Raw genomic sequence first — 17511 nt, 5'->3', positions numbered from 1 at the left:
CTCGCTCATTTCCCTCACGCCGCCTGCTTAGCCCTGCCCTTCGACACCTTGGCCATCGTCTTTGATGCGGCGAGGATCGCCTTGACGATGTTGTGGTAGCCGGTGCAGCGGCAGATGTTGCCTTCCAGCTCGGCGCGCACCGTCGCCTCGTCCAGGCCCTCCGGATGGCGGTTGATCATGTCGGTTGCCGTCATGATCATGCCCGGCGTGCAGAAGCCGCATTGCAGGCCGTGATGTTCCTTGAAGGCTGCCTGCACGGGATGCAGGTCGGCGCCGTTGGCGAGGCCTTCGATCGTCACAATGGTCGACCCGGAGGTCTGTGCAGCGAGCATGGTGCAGGACTTCACCGCCTTGCCGTCGACATGGACGACGCAGGCCCCGCATTGCGAGGTGTCGCAGCCGACATGGGTGCCGGTGAGACCGAGATTCTCGCGCAGGAAATGAACCAGCAACGTTCGATCCTCGGCGGCGCCGCTGACCCGCCTTCCGTTCACAACAAACGAAATATCAGACATGAATCCTCCCTGGGTATCAACCTTGGTCATCACGCTGCCGACGCGCCGCTGGCACTTCGGCCATGCGTTATTCGTACACTGCATAACGGGCAAAAAACAGCGCGCCGAAAACGCCGAACCTTGTACTTTCGGTCATGGCCAAGCCCGAAGGCGCATTGGCAGCCGACCCATTGCCAAAGCTCGGATTGGGGGCAACAATGCCATCAGACGCTGGCGCGCCGGACGCGCACAAAAATGCGTCGGAGGAATTTCGGAGAACGCCGCTGGCCAGTTCACGGACGCGCTACGCATGCGGCTTGTCGGCGCTGACCACGGATGAGCCCGACCCGGATGTTTTCGCACGCGCGGTAGCCAGCGAGGCCGCCGCAGTCAACGCCGGCTTTGCCCTTGTCTTCTTCTCGCAGAGCCTCGTCGAGGCCGGTGCCCTGTCGCGGGCACTCATGGCCCACGCGCCAGGACTCCATCATGCCGGCTGTTCCACCGCCGGCGAGATCACGCCGCAAGGGCTCGAGGAAGGCCATATGCTGGCGATGCTGCTTCCCTCGGTCGCATTTACCGCGGTCAGCGTCATGGTCGACAATTTGTCCTCGTCGGGCATGGACAGGATCACGGGCGAGGTCGAGGCATTGCGGCGCACGCTGCGCGGCCGGGTTGGCGTGGAGCAGACCAGCAACACCTTCGCGCTCTGCTTCATCGACGGGCTGTCCTATGCCGAGGAAGCGGTCAGCTCCGCCATCCATTGGGGGCTCGACGACATACCACTGCTCGGCGGCTCGGCCGGCGACGATCTGAAATTCGAGACGACGCGCCTGATCTCCAACGGCAGGGTCACCTCGGACAGCGCCATCATCGTGCTGATATCAACGGAAATTCCGTTCCACGTCTTCAAGACCGACAATTTCGTTCCCACCGATGAAAAGCTGGTGGTGACCGCGTCCGATGCCGACCACCGCATCGTGCGCGAGTTCAACGCCACCAATGCGGCGGAGGAATATGCCGCTTCCGTAGGCATCTTGCCGCAGACCCTGACGCCGCTTAGCTTCGCCTCGCATCCGGTGGTGGTGAAGGTGGGCGGCGAATATTACTGCCGCTCGATCCAGAGGATGCATCCGGACGGCTCGCTGTCGTTCTTCTGCGCCATCGACGACGGTGTCGTGCTGTCGATCGCCCAGCCCAAGGACATGGTCGAATCGACACGCGCGGCCCTGCGCGAAGTCGAGGAGAGGCTGGGCGGCATCGATATGATCCTCGGCTTCGACTGCGTGCTGCGCCGGCTCGATGCGCGCAACCGGCAGGTCTTTCGCGACATTTCGGAGCTCTACCGGGTCAACAAGGTCATCGGCTTTGGCACCTATGGCGAACAGTATAGGTCGATGCATTTGAACCAGACCTTCACCGGCATCGCCTTCGGCGAACGGCAAGCAGCGGAATGACAAGATGCCGCTCAAGGACATAAACGACCTCGAAAAGCTGAAGAAGATCAACGCCGCCCTGGTCAGCCGAGTCGAGCGCTCGATGGACCAGCAAGGCAATGCCTTCTCGCTGTTCCAGACCGCGATCTCCCTGGAAAACCGCGTGCGTACGCGCACGGAAGAGTTGCACTCGACGCTGCGCCGGCTGGAACAATCCAACATCGATCTCAGCGCCGCAAAGGAAAATGCCGAGCTGGCGAACCTCTCCAAGACGAGGTTCCTCGCCGCCGCCAGCCATGACGTGCTGCAGCCGCTGAACGCGGCCCACCTGTCCGTGTCGGCACTCGCTGAGGTCCAGACCAGCGACGAAGGCCGGAAGCTGGTGCGGCAGGTCGAGCGCTCGCTGGAAACGATGGAGGACCTGCTGCGCACACTGCTCGACATTTCCAAGCTCGACGCCGGCGTGGTGCAGCCCGATATCGGTGACGTCAGCCTGGAGGCGCTGTTCTCGTCGCTGCGCTCGGATTTCCAGCCGGTCGCGGAAATGAAGGGCCTGTCGCTGAAGTTCCGGCCGGTCGGTGCCGTCGTCCGTTCCGACCGCACGCTGCTGCGCCGCATCCTGCAGAACATCCTCTCCAACGCGCTGGGCTATACCCGTTCCGGTGGCGTGCTGGTCGGCACCAGGCATCGCGGCGACACCATCCGCATCGATGTCGCCGATACCGGCTGCGGCATTCCCGAGGACCAGCGCGAGGCGGTGTTCGAGGAATTCCATCGCGGCACCTCACCGGCCAGTTCGGAACGTGACGGCAACGGTCTCGGGCTCGGGCTTGCCATCGTGCGCCGCATGGCCGGCGCGCTCGGCCATCCCGTGACCTTTTCGTCGAAGGTCGGGCGCGGCACGATCTTCCACATCGATGTCCCGGTCGGCATCGGCGCGCCCGCCGACGCCATCGCCAGCGCCACCAACCTGGAGCGGTCGCGCGGCTACGGCCTGTTCGGCACCAAGGTGCTGCTGGTCGAGAACGACATCGAGGTGCTGGAGGCCATGACTTTCCTGCTCGAGCGCTGGCAGTGCCTGGTGCGGTCCGCGACCTCGACCGACGATGCAATGGACCTGCTCGGCGACACCGATTGGGTGCCCGACATCGTCATTGCCGACCAGCATCTCGACGGCGGCGATCTCGGCACCGCCACCATATCGGAAGTCCGCGACTATCTCGGCCGCGCCGTGCCGGCGCTGATCGTCACTGCCGACAGTTCCGAGGCCGTCGCCAAGGCAGCCCGCGCCGGCGGCATCGAACTGATGCGCAAACCACTAAAGCCGGCGCAGCTAAGGGCGCTGCTGGCGCATTTGCTGGCTTAGGGGCTTACCCTCCCCTTCAAGGGGAGGGTAGGCGCGGGGCGCCGGGGTGGGGTGCAGCGCCAAGCTCGCCCACCCCGCTCCGCTTCGCGGATCGACCCTCCCCACAAGGGGGGAGGGTAAGAGATTAAAACCCCGCCTGATCCCGAAACAGCTCGGCATTATCCAGCTTCGAAACCTCGATCACCGCCTGCGTGCGGCTATACACATTGAGCTTGCGCAATATCTCCGACACATGCGCCTTCACAGTGGTCTCGCCCACCTGCAGCTCATAGGCGATCTGTTTGTTGAGCAGGCCCTGGCGCAACATTTGCAGCACCCGCAATTGCTGCGGCGTCAGCTTGGACAGACGCTGAACCATGTCGGCGCGGTCGACGCTGTCGGCGTCCGCCGGCTGGCCTTCATAGGTTTCCGGCACATAGATCGCGCCGTCCATCACCGAGCGGATGGCGGCGGCCAGGTCGCTCTTGCGCGCCGATTTCGGGATGAAGCCGGCAGCACCATAGGACAGCGCCTCGGAAATGATCTTGGGCTCCTCGTAGCCCGACACGATCACGACCGGCAGGCGCGGATAGCGGGTCCTGAGTTGCAGCAGCCCGTCGAAGCCGTGCACGTCGGGCATTGAGAGATCGAGAAGCGCTAGGTCGAACGGCTTGGCGTCGGCCAAGAGTTCAAACGCCTCGGTAATCGAGCGCGCCTCGACGGTGTCGACCTCCGGATAGGCCATCTGCACGGCGCTGTGCAGCGCCTCGCGAAACAGCGGGTGGTCGTCGATGATCAGGAACCGGGCGCGATCGTTGGCTGCTGTCATGTGGCTCGTTCCGGTTTACCGGCGACAGCATAGTCCCGTGACCATGGCCGGATTATTGCCAAATAGTATACCGCCGCCATCCGGATTCCTTGCACGATCTTTTGCGAATTGCCGCTGCGCCAAATGCGACGCTTGCCCGGCCCTCGAAATCGGTCAAAGGTGCCCGTGACCTTCCTGCAGAGACAGACCATGACCGACTTTGTTCTTCCCGTGCCCCCCACGCCTTCAGTAGCCATTGCGGGCTCCAGCGAACGCTTCGCCGTCCGGCGCATCTTCTGCGTCGGCCGCAACTATGCCGCGCACGCCCGCGAATTCGGCAATGACGAGCGCGACCCGCCCTTCTTCTTCACCAAGCCGGGTGACGCGGTCGTCGATTCCGGCAGCGAGATCCCCTACCCGCCGCTGACCGAAAACCTGCATTTCGAAATCGAACTCGTGGTGGCGATCGGTACGGCAGGTTTCCGCATTGCTCGTGACAAGGCTCTCGATCACGTCTGGGGCTACGGCGTGGGCATCGACCTCACCCGCCGCGACCTTCAGGATGTCGCCAAGAAGGCGGCACGGCCATGGGACTGGTCGAAGGCCTTCGACCGCTCCGCGCCCTGCGGCCCGCTTGTTCCCGCGCAGAAATCCGGGCACCCCGCGAATGGCCGCATCTGGCTCGCCGTCGACGGCGCGGTGAAACAGGACGCCGACCTCGCTGAGCTGATCTGGCCAATTGCCGATATCGTCTCGATCTGCAGCGAGGGCGTCGAATTGCAGGCCGGCGACCTGATCTTCACCGGCACGCCGGCCGGTGTCGGCGCGGTCAAACCGGGCGAGACGATGACCGGCGGTGTCGACGGCATCGGCACGATTGAAGTGACGATCGGCCAGCCCCGGTTATGAGCGACATCGTCCTGCACAATTATTATCGTTCCTCCACCTCCTACCGGGTGCGGATCGCGCTGGAGATGAAGGGCCTCAGCTATGACTACGTCCCGCATCATCTGCGCCATGGCGATCACCTGGAACCATCCTATCTCGCGGTCAATCCGCAAGGGCTGGTGCCGGCATTGGTGCTCGACGGCGGCACGCTTCTAACGCAATCGCTGGCGATCATCGAATATCTCGACGAGATCCAGCCCACGCCGCCGTTGCTGCCCAGGGATGCACTTGGCCGGGCGCGCGTGAGAATGCTGGCGCAGATGATCGCCTGCGACATCCACCCGGTCAACAATCTGCGCGTGCTGACCTCGCTGCGCACCCTGTTCGGCGCCGGCGACCAGGACATCACAAACTGGTTTCGCCACTGGGTGAACGAAGGTTTTCAGCCGCTTGAAAAGATTCTGGCTTCCTCGCCGCAGACCGGAACGTTCTGCCACGGCGAGGCGCCGGGGCTCGCCGATATCTGCCTTGCGGCACAAATCACCAGCAACGCGCGCTTCGGCGTCGACCTGACGCCATACCCGACGATCACGCGCATCAACGCCGCCTGCATGGCGCTGCCGGCCTTCCAGAAAGCCGCGCCGGAAAATCAGATCGATGCCGAATAGGGAAGCCCTCGATCCTGAGGAAGCCAAGGCCCTTGCCGATATCGAGGAATACGGCTGCCATATCCTGTATGTGCTGGAAGAAGAGGAGCTTGCGCCCTTCGCCTATTCCGTCGGTATCGAACACAACTTCAATGCTCCGGAACTGATCGTGATCGGCCTGAGGCAGGAAATCTCCAAGTTCATCATCAACGAGTATTGCAGGCGTGTCCGCGCCGGCGAGGTTTTCCAGCCCGGACAACGATCGTCGGGCTTTGTCGAAAGTCTCGAATGTCAATTTGGCGCTGTGCACATCGATCACTACCGCGAGCACTTCGGCTGGGATATCTGGTTCTATGACGGGTTGGATTTTCGTGTCATGCAGCTGATCTATCCCACGGTCGAAGGCATCTGGCCCGGGGATGTCGAGGCAAGCGACTGGTTCCGGAAGTGGCAGCCGCTTCTCGAACGGCCGCCTGGCAACGCTGGGCACAATTGAACAAACTACAGTAAGGACCTGCCAATGAAAGCCGTCGTCTTCGAGAAATTCGGCGAAGCGCCGACGATCCAGACCGTCCCCGATCCGAAGCCGGCCGCAGATGGCGTCGTCATCAAGGTCGAGGCGACCGGGCTGTGCCGCAGCGACTGGCATGGCTGGATGGGCCATGATGACGGCATCACCTTGCCGCATGTCCCGGGCCACGAACTGGCGGGCGTCGTCGTTGCCGCTGGCAAGCAGGTCACCCGCTGGAAGGCCGGCGACCGCGTGACAGTGCCGTTTGCTGTCGGCTGCGGCCGCTGCTTCGAATGCACGTCGGGCAACCATCAGGTCTGCGAGCATCAGACGCAGCCGGGCTTCACCGGCTGGGGATCGTTCGCCGAATATGTCGGCATCGAGCACGCCGACACCAATCTCGTGCGCCTGCCCGAGGAGATGGAATACGCCACCGCCGCCAGCCTCGGCTGCCGCTTCGTCACCTCCTTTCGCGCCATCGTTGACCAGGGCCGGGTAAAGCCGGGCGAATGGGTGGCGGTGCATGGCTGCGGCGGCGTCGGCCTGTCGGCCATCATGATCGCCAGCTCGATGGGCGCCAACGTGATTGCCATCGACCTCACCGACGAGAAATTGGAGTTCGCCAAAAAGATCGGCGCTGTCGCCACCATCAATGCGTCGACGACGCCCAATGTGGTCAAGGCCGTCAAGCAGATCACCAATGGCGGCGCGCATATGTCGATGGACGCGCTCGGCCACCCGACCACCTCGTTCAACTCCATCGCCAATCTGCGCCGGCGCGGCCGCCACGTGCAGGTCGGCCTGATGCTGGGCGAGCACGCCCGCCCGCAAGTGCCGATGGACAAGGTGATCGCCTTCGAGCTCGAAATCCTCGGCAGCCACGGCATGCAGGCCTATCGCTACCCCGCGATGATGGAGATGATCCGCCACGGCAAGCTGAAGCCCGAACTGCTGGTCGGCAAAAAGATCAGCCTCGACGAAGCGCCCGCGGCCTTGATGGCGATGGGTGGCTTCGAGGGGATAGGGATTGGGGTTGTGACGAAGTTTTAGGCGCGGGACTCGCTTCCCGAACTACCGCGCAAACTCCTTCGCCCCGAACACGCACGCCACCACGCCCAGCGTGACGACCACCATCATGGGGCTGACCTGTTCGTGCAGCAGCGTCGCCGCCAGCGCGAGGCCGAAGAAGGGCTGCAGCAACTGCAACTGCCCCACCGCGGCAATGCCGCCTTGCGCCAGGCCACGATACCAGAACACGAAGCCGATCAGCATGCTGAACAACGAGACATAGGCGAGCCCGATCCAGGCGGGGGAGCCGACGGCCGCAAAGGATAGCGGCAGGGTCGCTAACGTCAGCACCAACATGATCGGCAGCGACAGCGTCAGCGCCCAGCAGATCACTTGCCAGCCGCCGAGCCTGCGCGACAGCGCGGCCCCCTCGGCATAACCCAGGCCGCAGACGACAATGGCGGCGAGCATCAGGCCGTCGCCGACCGGCGAGGCGGTCACGCCTTGCATCAGCGCGAAGCCCGCGACCAGCGCACTGCCGACGCAGGAAAACAGCCAGAACGCCGGGCGCGGACGCTCACCGCCGCGCAGCACGCCGAAGACCGCGGTTGCCAGCGGCAGCAGGCCGACGAAGATGATGGAGTGAGCGGAGGTGACGTGCTTCAGCGCCAAGGCGGTCAGCAAGGGAAAGCCGACCACCACGCCAAGTGCGACGATCACCAGCGACACCAGGTCCCCGCGCTGTGGGCGTTTCTGCCGGAACAAGAGCAGCATTGCCAGGCCAAGCAGTCCGGCAATCGCGGCGCGGGCCGATGTGACGAATGTCGGATCGAAGTCCATCACGGCCACGCGCGTCGCCGGCAGCGAGCCTGAGAAGATCAGCACGCCGATAAATCCGTTCAGCCAGCCGCTCGCAGTCTTGTCCATTCCAGGCTCCCTATCTTTCGCCCTCTATCGAACAGATGCCCATGGTGCAGCCAGAGACAATGGGGTACAATTCTGCGAAACTGTAATGGCCTGATGAGCAGTACGGATGGCGGACATCGCTCTGGAAACTGACGGTGGGGGAACCCTGGTCGAAAGCGTGATGGCGACCATCCGCCAGCGGATCGCCACACGCAGCCTGACACCGGGAGCCCGACTGCCTTCGATCCGCGCCTTCGCCCAATCCATGCAGGTGTCCAAATCGACGGTGGTCGAAGCCTATGAGCGGCTGGCCGCCGAGGGCACGATCCGTTCCCGACCGGGTTCGGGCTTCTATGCCGCCGGCTCGCTGGCGCCGTTGTCGCTGGCCGAGATCGGTCCCCGGCTCGACCGTGCCGTCGATCCGCTCTGGGTCTCGCGGCAGTCGCTGGACGCCAGCGACGAGACCGTGAAACCCGGCTGCGGCTGGCTGCCGGCGTCCTGGATGCCCCAGGCCGGCTTACGTCGCGCATTGCGCACGGTCGCACGCGCCGACGATGTCGCGCTTGCCGATTACGGTACGCCCCTCGGCCTGCCGGCGCTGCGGCAATTGCTGGCGCGGCGTATGGCCGGGCATGGCGTCGAAGCCTCCCCCGAACAGATCATGCTGACGGAATCGGGCACCCAGGCCATCGATCTTCTGTGCCGGCTTCTGATCGAGCCCGGCGACACCGTGCTGGTCGACGACCCCTGCTATTTCAATTTCCACGCTTTGCTGCGCGCCCACCGCGCCAAGGTCGTCAGCGTTCCCTACACGCCGTCGGGGCCTGACATCGAGCTGTTCGCGCAAGCGCTCGCCGAGCACCGGCCGCGCCTCTACATCACCAACTCCGCCATCCACAACCCGACCGGCGCGATCCTGTCGCCGGTCACTGCGCACCGGCTGCTCAAGCTCGCCGACCAATCGGACCTGACCATTGTCGAGGACGATATCTTCGCCGATTTCGAGCACACCCCTGCCTCGAGGCTCGCGGCGTTCGATGGCCTCAGCCGCGTCGTCCAGATCGGCAGCTTCTCCAAGACGCTGTCGGCGTCGGTGCGCTGCGGTTTCATCGCCGCGTCCCGCGACTGGATCGACGGCCTGACCGACCTCAAGATCGCCACCACCTTCGGCGGCGGACGGCTGGCGGCCGAGCTGGTGCTGACGCTGCTGAAGGACGGCAGTTACCGCAAGCACATGGATTTGCTGCGCGCGAGGCTCGCGCGCGCCATGGTCGAGACCGGCACCCGGCTGAAGACAATCGGCATCACGCCCTGGATCGACCAGCCGGCCGGCCTGTTCCTGTGGTGCGGCCTGCCGGATGGCATAGACGCAGCCGAAGTCGCACGCCGGGCTCTTACCGACAATGTCGTGCTGGCGCCCGGCAATGCGTTCAGCCTGTCGCAATCTGCCAGCCGCTTCCTGCGCTTCAACGTCGCCCAGTGCGAAGACGCGCGAATTTTCAAGGTACTTGAGGCGGCAATGGCGCCCTGATCTCAGCGGCTCGCACAGACCTCCCGCACGCAGTCGCGCAGCCAGCGTTGCGCCGGGTCGGCATCGAGGCGCGGGTGCCAGAGCATGGAGATGGTGACTTCCACAGTAGCGACCGGCAGCGGAAAGCTGTGCATGTCTGAGCGCGCGCCGGCCGTGTGTCGCTCGGGCACGCTGGCAACCAGGTCCGAGGCGCGCGCCATGGCGAGCGCGGCCGAGAAACCCGAGACCATGCACACGACCGTCCGCTGCAAGCCAAGCCCGCTCAGCGCCTCGTCGATCGGCCCTCTCTCGCGGCCACGCCGCGAGACACTGATGTGCCGACAAGCCGCATAGCGCTCCGGCGTCACCTTGCCTTCGCTTAAGGGGTGGCCTGTTCGAGCGGCACCAATGAAGCGGTCGCGAAACAGCGCCTGGATGCGCACTTCGGGTCCGGTTTCGCCGGCCACGCCGATTTCCAGGTCGATCGCCGCTTCGCGCAGCGACAGCACATCCTTGTCGGACTTCGGCGCGAAACGCAGCCGCACCCCTGGTGCATCAGCCCCGATGCGGGCGACGAGGCGAGGCCCGAATTCCTCGACGAAGCCTTCGTTGGTGCGCAGCGTGAAGACCTTGTCCAGGCCTGAGAGATCCAGCAACTCGGCAGGGCGCAGCAGCACCTCCGCATCCTGGACGGCGCGGCCGACTTGCCGCCGCAACTCTTCGGCGCGTGGCGTCGCCACCAGGCCGCGCCCGGCGCGGACCAGCAGGGGATCGCCCGTTGCCTCGCGCAGCCGCGCCAGCGTCCTGCTCATTGCCGAGGGGCTGAGCCGCAGGCGGCGCGCGGCGCGTGCCACGCTGCCTTCCGCCAGCAGAGCGTCGAGAGCAAAGAGCAGATTGAGATCGGGCGATGTCATCCGCGGATCATAACATGATGTGGCGTCTGATGCACTGATATGATGCAAATGCTGCGCCTTCCGCCATACCAAGCGCAGGACTAGATCTCCGAGAACTCCGTTGCGGGGCCAACAAAAAGGAGATCGCCATGACAGTCGCCGAGCAAAATCTGGATGGGCTGGTATCAGCCCCGCAACAGAACCGATCGGTAGGCTGGGCGCTGGCAAGCCTGTCGCTCGCCACGCTGCTGTCGTCGCTCGGAACAAGCATTGCCAGCGTCGGGCTGCCCGCGCTGATGCAGACGTTCGGAGCGTCGTTCCAGGCTGTGCAATGGGTGGTTCTGGCCTATCTCCTTGCCATCACCACGCTGATCGTCAGCGCCGGACGGCTGGCCGACGTGTTCGGGCGTCGGCCCTTGCTGCTTGCCGGCATCGCCCTTTTCACTTCGGCATCAGTTTTGTGCGGCCTGGCGCCGACACTCTGGCTGTTGATCGCCGCGCGTGCCGTGCAAGGGCTTGGCGCAGCGCTGATGATGGCGCTGACGCTCGCCTTTGTCTCGGAAACCGTAAGCAAGGAGCGGGCCGGCAGCGCCATGGGTCTGCTCGGTGCCATGTCATCGGTCGGCACGACACTCGGCCCCTCGCTCGGCGGCCTGCTGATCGCCGGCCTCGGCTGGCGGGCGATTTTCCTGGTCAATGTCCCGCTCGGCCTCTTGACCTTTGCCCTCGCCTGGCATGCCCTACCCGTTCGCAGCAAAACAGCGCAGGCCACCCAAGGCAAATTCGACACGATGGGCACTGTCCTGCTGGCTCTGACACTGGCCGCCTATGCACTGGCCATGACGCTTGGCCGGGGCAATTTCGGCGCGCTCAACATCGGCCTGCTGGCCGCCACCGGCATAGGCGTTGTTCTCTTCGCCGCCACGCAGACGAGAGTGAAAAACCCTTTGGTTCAACTCGCCAGCTTCCGGAATCCACGGCTCAGCGCCAGTCTTGCCATGAACCTCATCGTCGCCACGGTGATGATGGCGACCCTGGTGGTTGCCCCGTTCTATCTGTCGCGAGGGCTGGGACTCGATGCGGCGATGGTCGGCGTGGTGCTTTCGACCGGGCCGCTCGTGTCGGCCCTGTCGGCGCTGCTGGCCGGACGGCTCGCCGATCGCTTCGGAGCCAACAGGATGATGGTCGCCGGGCTGTTCAGTCTCGCCATCGGTACATTCCTGTTGTCGCTGGCCATGACGAGGCTCGGCATTGTCAGTTATGTCGTTCCGATCACCGTCACCTGCTTCGGCTACGCCCTGTTCCAGACCTCCAACAATGCAGCCGTCATGAGCGGTATCAGTGCCGGCGAGCGCGGCGTCATATCGGGGCTGCTCAACCTGTCGCGCAATCTCGGCCTCATCACCGGCGCATCCTTGATGGGCGCGATATTCGCGGTCGCATCGGCTGGTGCTCGGCAAGGGGTTGGACAGCAGCTCTTGAGTTCAGCGGCCGCCGCCCATGGGATGCAGATCACCTTTCAGACGGCAACAGCGCTGGCGCTTATCGCGCTGGTCCTCGCGCTACTCTCGGCCCGCGTAGCCGGTCGTGTGGAACCCATTGTTCCATGAGGCACAACCTGCCTGGCGATGGAAGCGTAATGTCCGTTAGACGCCGCGCAGAGACTGTTTCGAAATTCGCTCTGGTGAGTCATATGGTGGTGGTTTCGAGAACCGGAGCGAAGCGGACATTTGGGTCCGTGAGCACCGGAAGCGCAGAAAACGCCATCAGATGGCCGCCGGAGTAGAATTTCCAAACGGTCTCTCAGGCCCCTGCCCGTTTGCGGCGCTCATAAAGCATGACCAGCGTTTCCGCCACGAGCGCTGGCTTTTCCTCGCCTTCGATCTCGACCGTGTTGGCCGCTTTCATCAGATATTGGCCGGGCCCCCTGACCTCCATGGAAAGCAGGACCGTGCGCAGCCTGATGCGCGCGCCGACCTTGACCGGCGCCAGGAAGCGCACCTTGTCGAAACCATAGTTGAAGGCGGCCTGCGTGTTTTCCGGCACGATCCCCATGCCGAGCGCCAGCGCGCCGATGATCGACAGCGTCAGGTACCCATGCGCGATCGTCGTGCGGAACGGGCTTTGCCGCCGCGCCCGTTCGGGATCGACATGGATCCATTGATGGTCGCCAGTGCACTCGGCGAACTGGTTGATACGGTCCTGGTCGACCGTGGTCCACTCCGAGACGCCAAGCTCCTGCCCGGACATCGTCCCCAACTGCTCGTAGGTCGGCGGCGTTTTAGGCCGTACTTCAGTCATTCCTGCTTTCCCGATAGCTTGCAGCGCCTCCGGACCACGAACGCACGGCCCCTGTCAATTCGCCTTGCGTGAATCCGTTCCGCCGAATTCCGGCTGAATCATGCCATGCCGACTATCGCGTGGCGCGGATGCAACTATGCGCTGGGGTAAGGAGTATCGGCCGAGTGTGTGGGAAAATGCCGTACAACAGGCCACGTAGACCTATCTCTTCTCGTAGCCGGCACGGATTTCCTCCATCGCCGCCTTGATGCGCGCACGCAGGATGTCGATCGATTCGGTGCCGGATTTTCGGGCCAATTCAGCCACTTCGCTCGCATTCTTGAGCGCCGCCTCAAAGGATTTCCTGGCGAACTCCGTCTGCTTGGCCATGAGCTCCTGCGGATTGCCGGGCGCCCGATAGCTCTGCGCCACGTCGGCGACCTCGCGCAGCGTGTCCTGCAGCATTTCGCGTTGCCTTGATAACAGCGAGGTCGCGCCAGTGGCACTGGCTCGCGCCGCCTTCTCCAGCGCTTCGAGGTTCTTGCGATGATGGGCGAGGATTGCCTCGACATCGACATTGGGCACCTTCAGGTCGCGGCCAAATTTGCCGAACATGTCCATGAAGGAATCGGATTCCGGTTGTTTTGCCATGGTGTCTTCTCCCCTGTCGCCGCGGATGCGGGTGCCCTCAAGGGGAGGATAGCACTCGGCTGCCGTATGTCCATTTCGAACCTGGCGATCGATGCGCATCAATTGACCGGGAGCAGCAGCTCGATCGTATAGAGCACGATACCCGCCAGCCCACCGATGACCATGCCGTTGAAGCGGATGTATTGCAGATCCCTGCCGATGTTCATCTCGATCAGCCGCGTCAGTTGCGCCAGGTCCCAGCGCTTGACCTGGTCGGCGATGAATTTCGACACGCCGCTCTTCTGGCTTTCCACGAACGAAGAAAGCGCCACGACGAATCCCCCGTTCATGTCGGCCCTGATCTGCGGATCACCGGCAAGATGCCGGCCGACCTCGACGAACATGTTGGCGAGATGCGTGCGGATGATCGATTCAGGCGCCTTGGCATCCTGCTCGATAAACTGGCTGAGGCTTGCCCACATGTCGCCAGCCAATCCCCTGACCTCCGGACGGGCCAGAAAATCGCGCTTCAGCTTCTCGGCACGTTTGGCATATTGCTTCGATGTCCTGAGCTTGTCGATGAAGGCCTGCGCGAAACGGTCGAACTCGGCGCGCATCGGGTGCTCGGGATCGGCCCGCACCTCATCGAGCAAGGAACCCGCCGAGGCGACGATCTTCTTCAGCAGATAGGCGTCGGCCCTGAACAGGTTGAACAGCGAGGGCAGCTCTTCGCGGATTTTTTCGCGCATCGTCGCCAGCGCCTGTTCGTCGTTCAGGAAGCGGCCGATCACCTTGATGAACTCGTCGAACAGCTTTTGATGGCGGCGGTCGTCGGTGAGTGCCGACAAGAGTTCCGCGGCCAGCGGCGCCAGCGGCACCTTTTCGATCTGCTCCAGCATGCGGCTGGTGACGAAGCCGCGCAGACCGGATTGCTCGACCGCGGCCAGCGTCTGCGGCACCAGCCGCACGACGAAGCGCGACAGGCCGGCGGCGCGTTCGGCATCAGTCAGCCAATCCGCGACGAGCGCTGCAAAATCGACCTCGGCCAGTTTTTCCCGCACCGGCTCCGGTGCCAGGAAATTGGCCTCGATGAAACGGCCGAGATTGTCGGCGATGCGGTTTTGTTTTTCCGGGATGATGGCGGTGTGCGGGATCGGCAGGCCAAGCGGCCGCCTGAACAGCGCAACCACGGCGTACCAGTCGGCAAGGCCGCCAATGGTCGCTGCCTCGGCGAAGGCAGCGACGAACCCCAGCCATGGATGGGACTTCTCGAACGACTTGGCCAAGGCGAACACCAGCACGCAAAGCGCCAGCGCGGCTGTGGCGATGACTTTGGTGCGGCGCAGCGCGGCGAGCTTGGCGGCCGCATCGGCATCGAAACGGACAGGCGCCAGGGACGGAGCCGATTGGGACATGGATGAGCCGCTCCTCGCCGATCTCTGATCGATTCCCGATCGATCTCTGGTCAATCTCTGGTCGATTTGGGGTCTATCTAGTGTTTTGACCGCCGAAATGCCCGTGATATCAGGCTTTCCCAGCGCTTTGCCCGGTTGCGCACATAAAGTTGACGAGAATATTCATCTATTATGCGAAGCTAGTCTGGAATTATTCCAAGGTATAGGCCATATTCGGCCAAGGCCAGTGTGGCGAATCCGAAATTCCGGATGAGCGCCGCGCCAACAAGTTCTGGAATCTGGCGTGTTGCACCGCGTCAGCGCCTAGTGAGGACAATATGCGGCTTACCCGCCAGACCAATTACGCCATGCGCATCCTGATGTACTGTGCCGCCAACAATGACCGGTTGAGCCGCATTCCCGAAATTGCGGCCGCTTATTCGGTGTCGGAACTGTTTCTGTTCAAAATCCTGCAGCCGCTGGTCGAGCATGGTCTGGTCGAGACCGTGCGCGGCAGAAATGGCGGCGTCCGGCTTGGCCGCGCCGCGGAATCCATCAACCTGTTCGACGTCGTGCGCGTGACGGAAGAGAGCTTCGCCATGGCCGAATGCTTCGAGAACGATGCCGCCGAGTGCCCGCTGGTCGACAGCTGCGCGCTGAATTCGGCGCTGCGTGAGGCACTCAACGCCTTCTTCGCCGTGCTTGCCCGCTACACGATCGCCGATATGGTCGCGGCACGGCCCAGTGTGCGCAACCTGCTTGGCATCGACATGCTGGTCGAACGCCGCGCCCCGGCTGCCTGATCGCACCGATTAAAGCCCGTCGCGGCCGGCCTCACCTGAATATCAGCTGACCGATGATTGCGGCAGCACGAACTGCATATTCCCGGCCGGCAGCACGCCGACGCGGAGCCGGCAATCGAAGACCTTTTCGATCAGATCATCACTCAACACGTCCTGCGGTGATCCGGTTGCGGCCAGCCGGCCACGATGCATGACGAAAATCCGGTCGGCATACATGGCCGTCAGGTTGAGGTCGTGCAGGATGGCGACCACTCCACCGCCCCTTCTGGCAAAGTCGCGGGCGATGTTCATGATGATCAGCTGGTGCTTGATGTCGAGGCTGGAAACCGGTTCGTCGAGGAACAGATAGCGCGGCTTGCCGTCCAGCACCGGCGCCCAGACCTGGCACAGGACGCGCGCCAGCTGGACACGTTGCTGCTCGCCGCCGGAAAGCTCCTGGTAGAAACGTCCGGCAAAGCCATCGAGGTCGACGCGGGCCAGCGCCCGTTCCGGCAGCCGCGCATCCTCGCCCGGCAAGGCACCCGAGCGGCCGCCGACAAGGCCGAGCTTGACCACCTCGCGCACGGTGAACGGGAACGACAGCGTCATCGCCTGCGGCAGCACCGCCCGCTGGACGGCAATCTCCACCGGCTTCATCGAAGACAGGTCACGGCCATTGAGAGCTACGTGCCCGGTATAGGCGAGTTCGCCCGACAGGGCCTTCAGAAAGGTCGTCTTGCCGGAGCCGTTGGGGCCGACGATGGCCGCGATCTCGCCGGGTCGCGCATCGAAATCGACACCCCCGACAATGCGCTTGCCGGAAATCGCGACGGAAACGTCCCTTGCCTCGATCATCCCAGCCTCACAGAAGTCTCACAGATCAACCACGCCGCGTTTGCGCAGCAGGATCCACAGGAAGAACGGCGCGCCAGCAATCGCGGTGACGATGCCGATCGGCAGTTCGGCCGGCGCCACGATGGTGCGGGCGACCGCATCCGCCAGAAGCAGCAGCGAGGCCCCGAGCAGCGCCGAGGCCGGCAGCAGATAACGGTTGTCCGGACCGATCAGCAGGCGCAGCAGATGCGGCACGACGATGCCGACGAAGCCGATGCCGCCGCTGACGGCGACGGATGCACCGACCGCGGCCGAGACACCGATGATGGCCGTGTACTTCAGCCGCTGAACCGGAATGCCGAGATGGCCAGCGGTCGCCTCGCCCAGCGCCAGCGCGTTGAGGCCCCGCGACAGGAACGGCATCGCCGCCATTGCCACTATGATGATCGGCCCGACAGAACCGATCTTCTGCCAGGTTGCGCCACCGAGCGACCCCAATTGCCAGAAGGTCAGGTCGCGCAATTGGCGATCATCCGCCATGAAAATGAGGATGCCGGTCAGCGCGATGGCAAGTGCTGCCAGCGCGATGCCCGCGAACAGCATGGTGGCAACCGAGGTTTGCCCGCGTCGCGTGGCGACCTGATAGAGCACCATTGTCGTGGCAAAGCCGCCGAAGAAGGCGGCCAGCGGCAGTGCAAGCGCGCCGGACAAGGCCGTTACCGGCGCCAGCACCGTGGTGCCGAGCACGATGACGGCCACCGCGCCAAGGCTGGAGCCGGCGGAAACGCCGATCAGGCCGGGATCGGCCAGCGGATTGCGGAACAATCCCTGCATGACGGCGCCCGATACCGCGAGCGCAGCGCCGACCAGCATGCCGAGGATGACGCGCGGCAAGCGGATGTCGTAGACGATCAGGCTGTCACGGGCGCTCAGCGCTGCATCACGGGGAACGGCTCCAAGCAGCCAGTCCTTGAGAACGTTGACGGCCGAGGCATCCGATGCCCCTGATGTGAGCGACAAGAGCACGGCGGCGGCAAGCCCCAGGCACAGATAAAGGATGACGATGCGGGCGCGACCCGAGCGGTCGCCTTCAGATGCACTCGCCATCACCTTCACCGGGCCGGCGATCGATTGATCGACCATGATGC

General features: G+C 63.9%; 18 protein-coding genes. 9 read left to right on the top strand and 9 right to left on the bottom strand.

Annotation, left to right across the window (positions count from 1 at the left end; translation table 11 throughout):
- Nucleotides 1-14: 14 nt before the first annotated feature.
- Complete coding sequence (locus EB235_RS19520; protein WP_027029381.1) at nucleotides 15-515, bottom strand: (2Fe-2S)-binding protein; 501 nt, start codon at nucleotides 513-515, stop codon at nucleotides 15-17.
- A gap of 197 nt (nucleotides 516-712) precedes the next feature.
- Here EB235_RS19520 and EB235_RS19515 point away from each other — a divergent pair, with 197 nt between their 5' ends.
- Together EB235_RS19515 and EB235_RS19510 are read left to right on the top strand one after the other, a co-directional pair.
- The gene (locus EB235_RS19515; RefSeq protein ID WP_027029382.1) at nucleotides 713-1948 is read left to right on the top strand and encodes an FIST signal transduction protein; all 1236 of its coding nucleotides are present in this window, start codon (nucleotides 713-715) and stop codon (nucleotides 1946-1948) included.
- Between the two features lie 4 nt (nucleotides 1949-1952).
- Nucleotides 1953-3293, top strand: a complete 1341-nt coding sequence (locus tag EB235_RS19510) for a hybrid sensor histidine kinase/response regulator (protein ID WP_027029383.1) — start codon at nucleotides 1953-1955, stop codon at nucleotides 3291-3293.
- A 124-nt stretch (nucleotides 3294-3417) separates the two neighbouring features.
- Here the strand turns inward: EB235_RS19510 and EB235_RS19505 are convergent, their stop codons facing one another.
- Complete coding sequence (locus EB235_RS19505; protein ID WP_027029384.1) at nucleotides 3418-4101, bottom strand: response regulator; 684 nt, start codon at nucleotides 4099-4101, stop codon at nucleotides 3418-3420.
- A 189-nt stretch (nucleotides 4102-4290) separates the two neighbouring features.
- Between EB235_RS19505 and EB235_RS19500 the strand changes: the two genes are divergently transcribed.
- From EB235_RS19500 to EB235_RS19485, 4 genes are read left to right on the top strand one after another with little or no spacing between them, the layout of a single operon-like run.
- The gene (locus EB235_RS19500; protein ID WP_027029385.1) at nucleotides 4291-4989 is read left to right on the top strand and encodes a fumarylacetoacetate hydrolase family protein; all 699 of its coding nucleotides are present in this window, start codon (nucleotides 4291-4293) and stop codon (nucleotides 4987-4989) included.
- On the top strand, nucleotides 4986-5636 hold the full coding sequence (gene maiA, locus EB235_RS19495) for a maleylacetoacetate isomerase (RefSeq protein ID WP_027029386.1): 651 nt from the start codon (nucleotides 4986-4988) through the stop codon (nucleotides 5634-5636). The genes EB235_RS19500 and maiA overlap by 4 nt, the downstream gene beginning before the upstream one ends.
- Entirely contained in the window at nucleotides 5626-6111 is a 486-nt protein-coding gene (locus EB235_RS19490) for a DUF4262 domain-containing protein (RefSeq protein WP_027029387.1), read from the top strand. Before maiA ends, EB235_RS19490 begins: the two co-directional genes overlap by 11 nt.
- Before the next feature lie 24 nt (nucleotides 6112-6135).
- Entirely contained in the window at nucleotides 6136-7176 is a 1041-nt protein-coding gene (locus EB235_RS19485; protein ID WP_027029388.1) for a zinc-dependent alcohol dehydrogenase family protein, read from the top strand.
- 21 nt (nucleotides 7177-7197) lie between these two features.
- Here the strand turns inward: EB235_RS19485 and EB235_RS19480 are convergent, their stop codons facing one another.
- A complete protein-coding gene (locus tag EB235_RS19480; protein WP_027029389.1) occupies nucleotides 7198-8061 on the bottom strand; it encodes a DMT family transporter in 864 nt (287 codons plus the stop codon).
- Between the two features lie 106 nt (nucleotides 8062-8167).
- Between EB235_RS19480 and EB235_RS19475 the strand changes: the two genes are divergently transcribed.
- Nucleotides 8168-9571 (top strand): PLP-dependent aminotransferase family protein, encoded by a 1404-nt coding sequence (locus EB235_RS19475; RefSeq protein WP_027029390.1) that lies wholly within the window; start codon nucleotides 8168-8170, stop codon nucleotides 9569-9571.
- Nucleotides 9572-9573: 2 nt separating this feature from the next.
- On the opposite strand, the gene EB235_RS19470 is transcribed toward EB235_RS19475, so the two are convergent.
- Nucleotides 9574-10464 (bottom strand): LysR family transcriptional regulator, encoded by an 891-nt coding sequence (locus EB235_RS19470; protein ID WP_027029391.1) that lies wholly within the window; start codon nucleotides 10462-10464, stop codon nucleotides 9574-9576.
- 128 nt (nucleotides 10465-10592) lie between these two features.
- On the opposite strand from EB235_RS19470, the gene EB235_RS19465 reads away from it, so the two are divergent.
- Nucleotides 10593-12053 carry an MFS transporter gene (locus tag EB235_RS19465; protein WP_027029392.1) on the top strand — a complete coding sequence of 487 codons (1461 nt, stop codon included), beginning with the start codon at nucleotides 10593-10595 and terminating at the stop codon, nucleotides 12051-12053.
- A 193-nt stretch (nucleotides 12054-12246) separates the two neighbouring features.
- On the opposite strand, the gene EB235_RS19460 is transcribed toward EB235_RS19465, so the two are convergent.
- The 3 genes from EB235_RS19460 to EB235_RS19450 all read right to left on the bottom strand — a co-directional run bounded on the left by EB235_RS19460 (nucleotide 12247) and on the right by EB235_RS19450 (nucleotide 14768).
- The gene (locus tag EB235_RS19460; RefSeq protein WP_027029393.1) at nucleotides 12247-12744 is read right to left on the bottom strand and encodes a MaoC family dehydratase; all 498 of its coding nucleotides are present in this window, start codon (nucleotides 12742-12744) and stop codon (nucleotides 12247-12249) included.
- A 201-nt stretch (nucleotides 12745-12945) separates the two neighbouring features.
- Entirely contained in the window at nucleotides 12946-13374 is a 429-nt protein-coding gene (locus EB235_RS19455; protein ID WP_027029394.1) for a phasin family protein, read from the bottom strand.
- 98 nt (nucleotides 13375-13472) lie between these two features.
- Complete coding sequence (locus EB235_RS19450; protein WP_027029395.1) at nucleotides 13473-14768, bottom strand: DUF445 domain-containing protein; 1296 nt, start codon at nucleotides 14766-14768, stop codon at nucleotides 13473-13475.
- 317 nt (nucleotides 14769-15085) lie between these two features.
- On the opposite strand from EB235_RS19450, the gene rirA reads away from it, so the two are divergent.
- Nucleotides 15086-15550 (top strand): iron-responsive transcriptional regulator RirA, encoded by a 465-nt coding sequence (gene rirA, locus EB235_RS19445; protein ID WP_027029396.1) that lies wholly within the window; start codon nucleotides 15086-15088, stop codon nucleotides 15548-15550.
- Nucleotides 15551-15592: 42 nt separating this feature from the next.
- On the opposite strand, the gene EB235_RS19440 is transcribed toward rirA, so the two are convergent.
- Together EB235_RS19440 and EB235_RS19435 are read right to left on the bottom strand one after the other, a co-directional pair.
- Complete coding sequence (locus EB235_RS19440) at nucleotides 15593-16384, bottom strand: heme ABC transporter ATP-binding protein (RefSeq protein ID WP_027029397.1); 792 nt, start codon at nucleotides 16382-16384, stop codon at nucleotides 15593-15595.
- Between the two features lie 18 nt (nucleotides 16385-16402).
- Complete coding sequence (locus EB235_RS19435; RefSeq protein ID WP_027029398.1) at nucleotides 16403-17506, bottom strand: FecCD family ABC transporter permease; 1104 nt, start codon at nucleotides 17504-17506, stop codon at nucleotides 16403-16405.
- Nucleotides 17507-17511: the final 5 nt, after the last annotated feature.

The organism is Mesorhizobium loti R88b, assembly GCF_013170845.1.
Taxonomy (GTDB): domain Bacteria; phylum Pseudomonadota; class Alphaproteobacteria; order Rhizobiales; family Rhizobiaceae; genus Mesorhizobium; species Mesorhizobium loti_B.
The sequence above is the reverse complement of the archived record's forward strand: the minus strand, read 5'-3'. Positions and strand labels throughout refer to the sequence as shown.

Bases quoted from the DNA above. Each gene is read 5' to 3' on its own strand.
- EB235_RS19520 (WP_027029381.1), bottom strand. From the start codon at position 515: ATGTCTGATATTTCGTTTGTTGTGAACGGAAGGCGGGTCAGCGGCGCC.
- EB235_RS19515 (WP_027029382.1), top strand. From the start codon at position 713: ATGCCATCAGACGCTGGCGCGCCGGACGCGCACAAAAATGCGTCGGAG.
- EB235_RS19510 (WP_027029383.1), top strand. From the start codon at position 1,953: ATGCCGCTCAAGGACATAAACGACCTCGAAAAGCTGAAGAAGATCAAC.
- EB235_RS19505 (WP_027029384.1), bottom strand. From the start codon at position 4,101: ATGACAGCAGCCAACGATCGCGCCCGGTTCCTGATCATCGACGACCAC.
- EB235_RS19500 (WP_027029385.1), top strand. From the start codon at position 4,291: ATGACCGACTTTGTTCTTCCCGTGCCCCCCACGCCTTCAGTAGCCATT.
- maiA (WP_027029386.1), top strand. From the start codon at position 4,986: ATGAGCGACATCGTCCTGCACAATTATTATCGTTCCTCCACCTCCTAC.
- EB235_RS19490 (WP_027029387.1), top strand. From the start codon at position 5,626: ATGCCGAATAGGGAAGCCCTCGATCCTGAGGAAGCCAAGGCCCTTGCC.
- EB235_RS19485 (WP_027029388.1), top strand. From the start codon at position 6,136: ATGAAAGCCGTCGTCTTCGAGAAATTCGGCGAAGCGCCGACGATCCAG.
- EB235_RS19480 (WP_027029389.1), bottom strand. From the start codon at position 8,061: ATGGACAAGACTGCGAGCGGCTGGCTGAACGGATTTATCGGCGTGCTG.
- EB235_RS19475 (WP_027029390.1), top strand. From the start codon at position 8,168: ATGGCGGACATCGCTCTGGAAACTGACGGTGGGGGAACCCTGGTCGAA.
- EB235_RS19470 (WP_027029391.1), bottom strand. From the start codon at position 10,464: ATGACATCGCCCGATCTCAATCTGCTCTTTGCTCTCGACGCTCTGCTG.
- EB235_RS19465 (WP_027029392.1), top strand. From the start codon at position 10,593: ATGACAGTCGCCGAGCAAAATCTGGATGGGCTGGTATCAGCCCCGCAA.
- EB235_RS19460 (WP_027029393.1), bottom strand. From the start codon at position 12,744: ATGACTGAAGTACGGCCTAAAACGCCGCCGACCTACGAGCAGTTGGGG.
- EB235_RS19455 (WP_027029394.1), bottom strand. From the start codon at position 13,374: ATGGCAAAACAACCGGAATCCGATTCCTTCATGGACATGTTCGGCAAA.
- EB235_RS19450 (WP_027029395.1), bottom strand. From the start codon at position 14,768: ATGTCCCAATCGGCTCCGTCCCTGGCGCCTGTCCGTTTCGATGCCGAT.
- rirA (WP_027029396.1), top strand. From the start codon at position 15,086: ATGCGGCTTACCCGCCAGACCAATTACGCCATGCGCATCCTGATGTAC.
- EB235_RS19440 (WP_027029397.1), bottom strand. From the start codon at position 16,384: ATGATCGAGGCAAGGGACGTTTCCGTCGCGATTTCCGGCAAGCGCATT.
- EB235_RS19435 (WP_027029398.1), bottom strand. From the start codon at position 17,506: ATGGTCGATCAATCGATCGCCGGCCCGGTGAAGGTGATGGCGAGTGCA.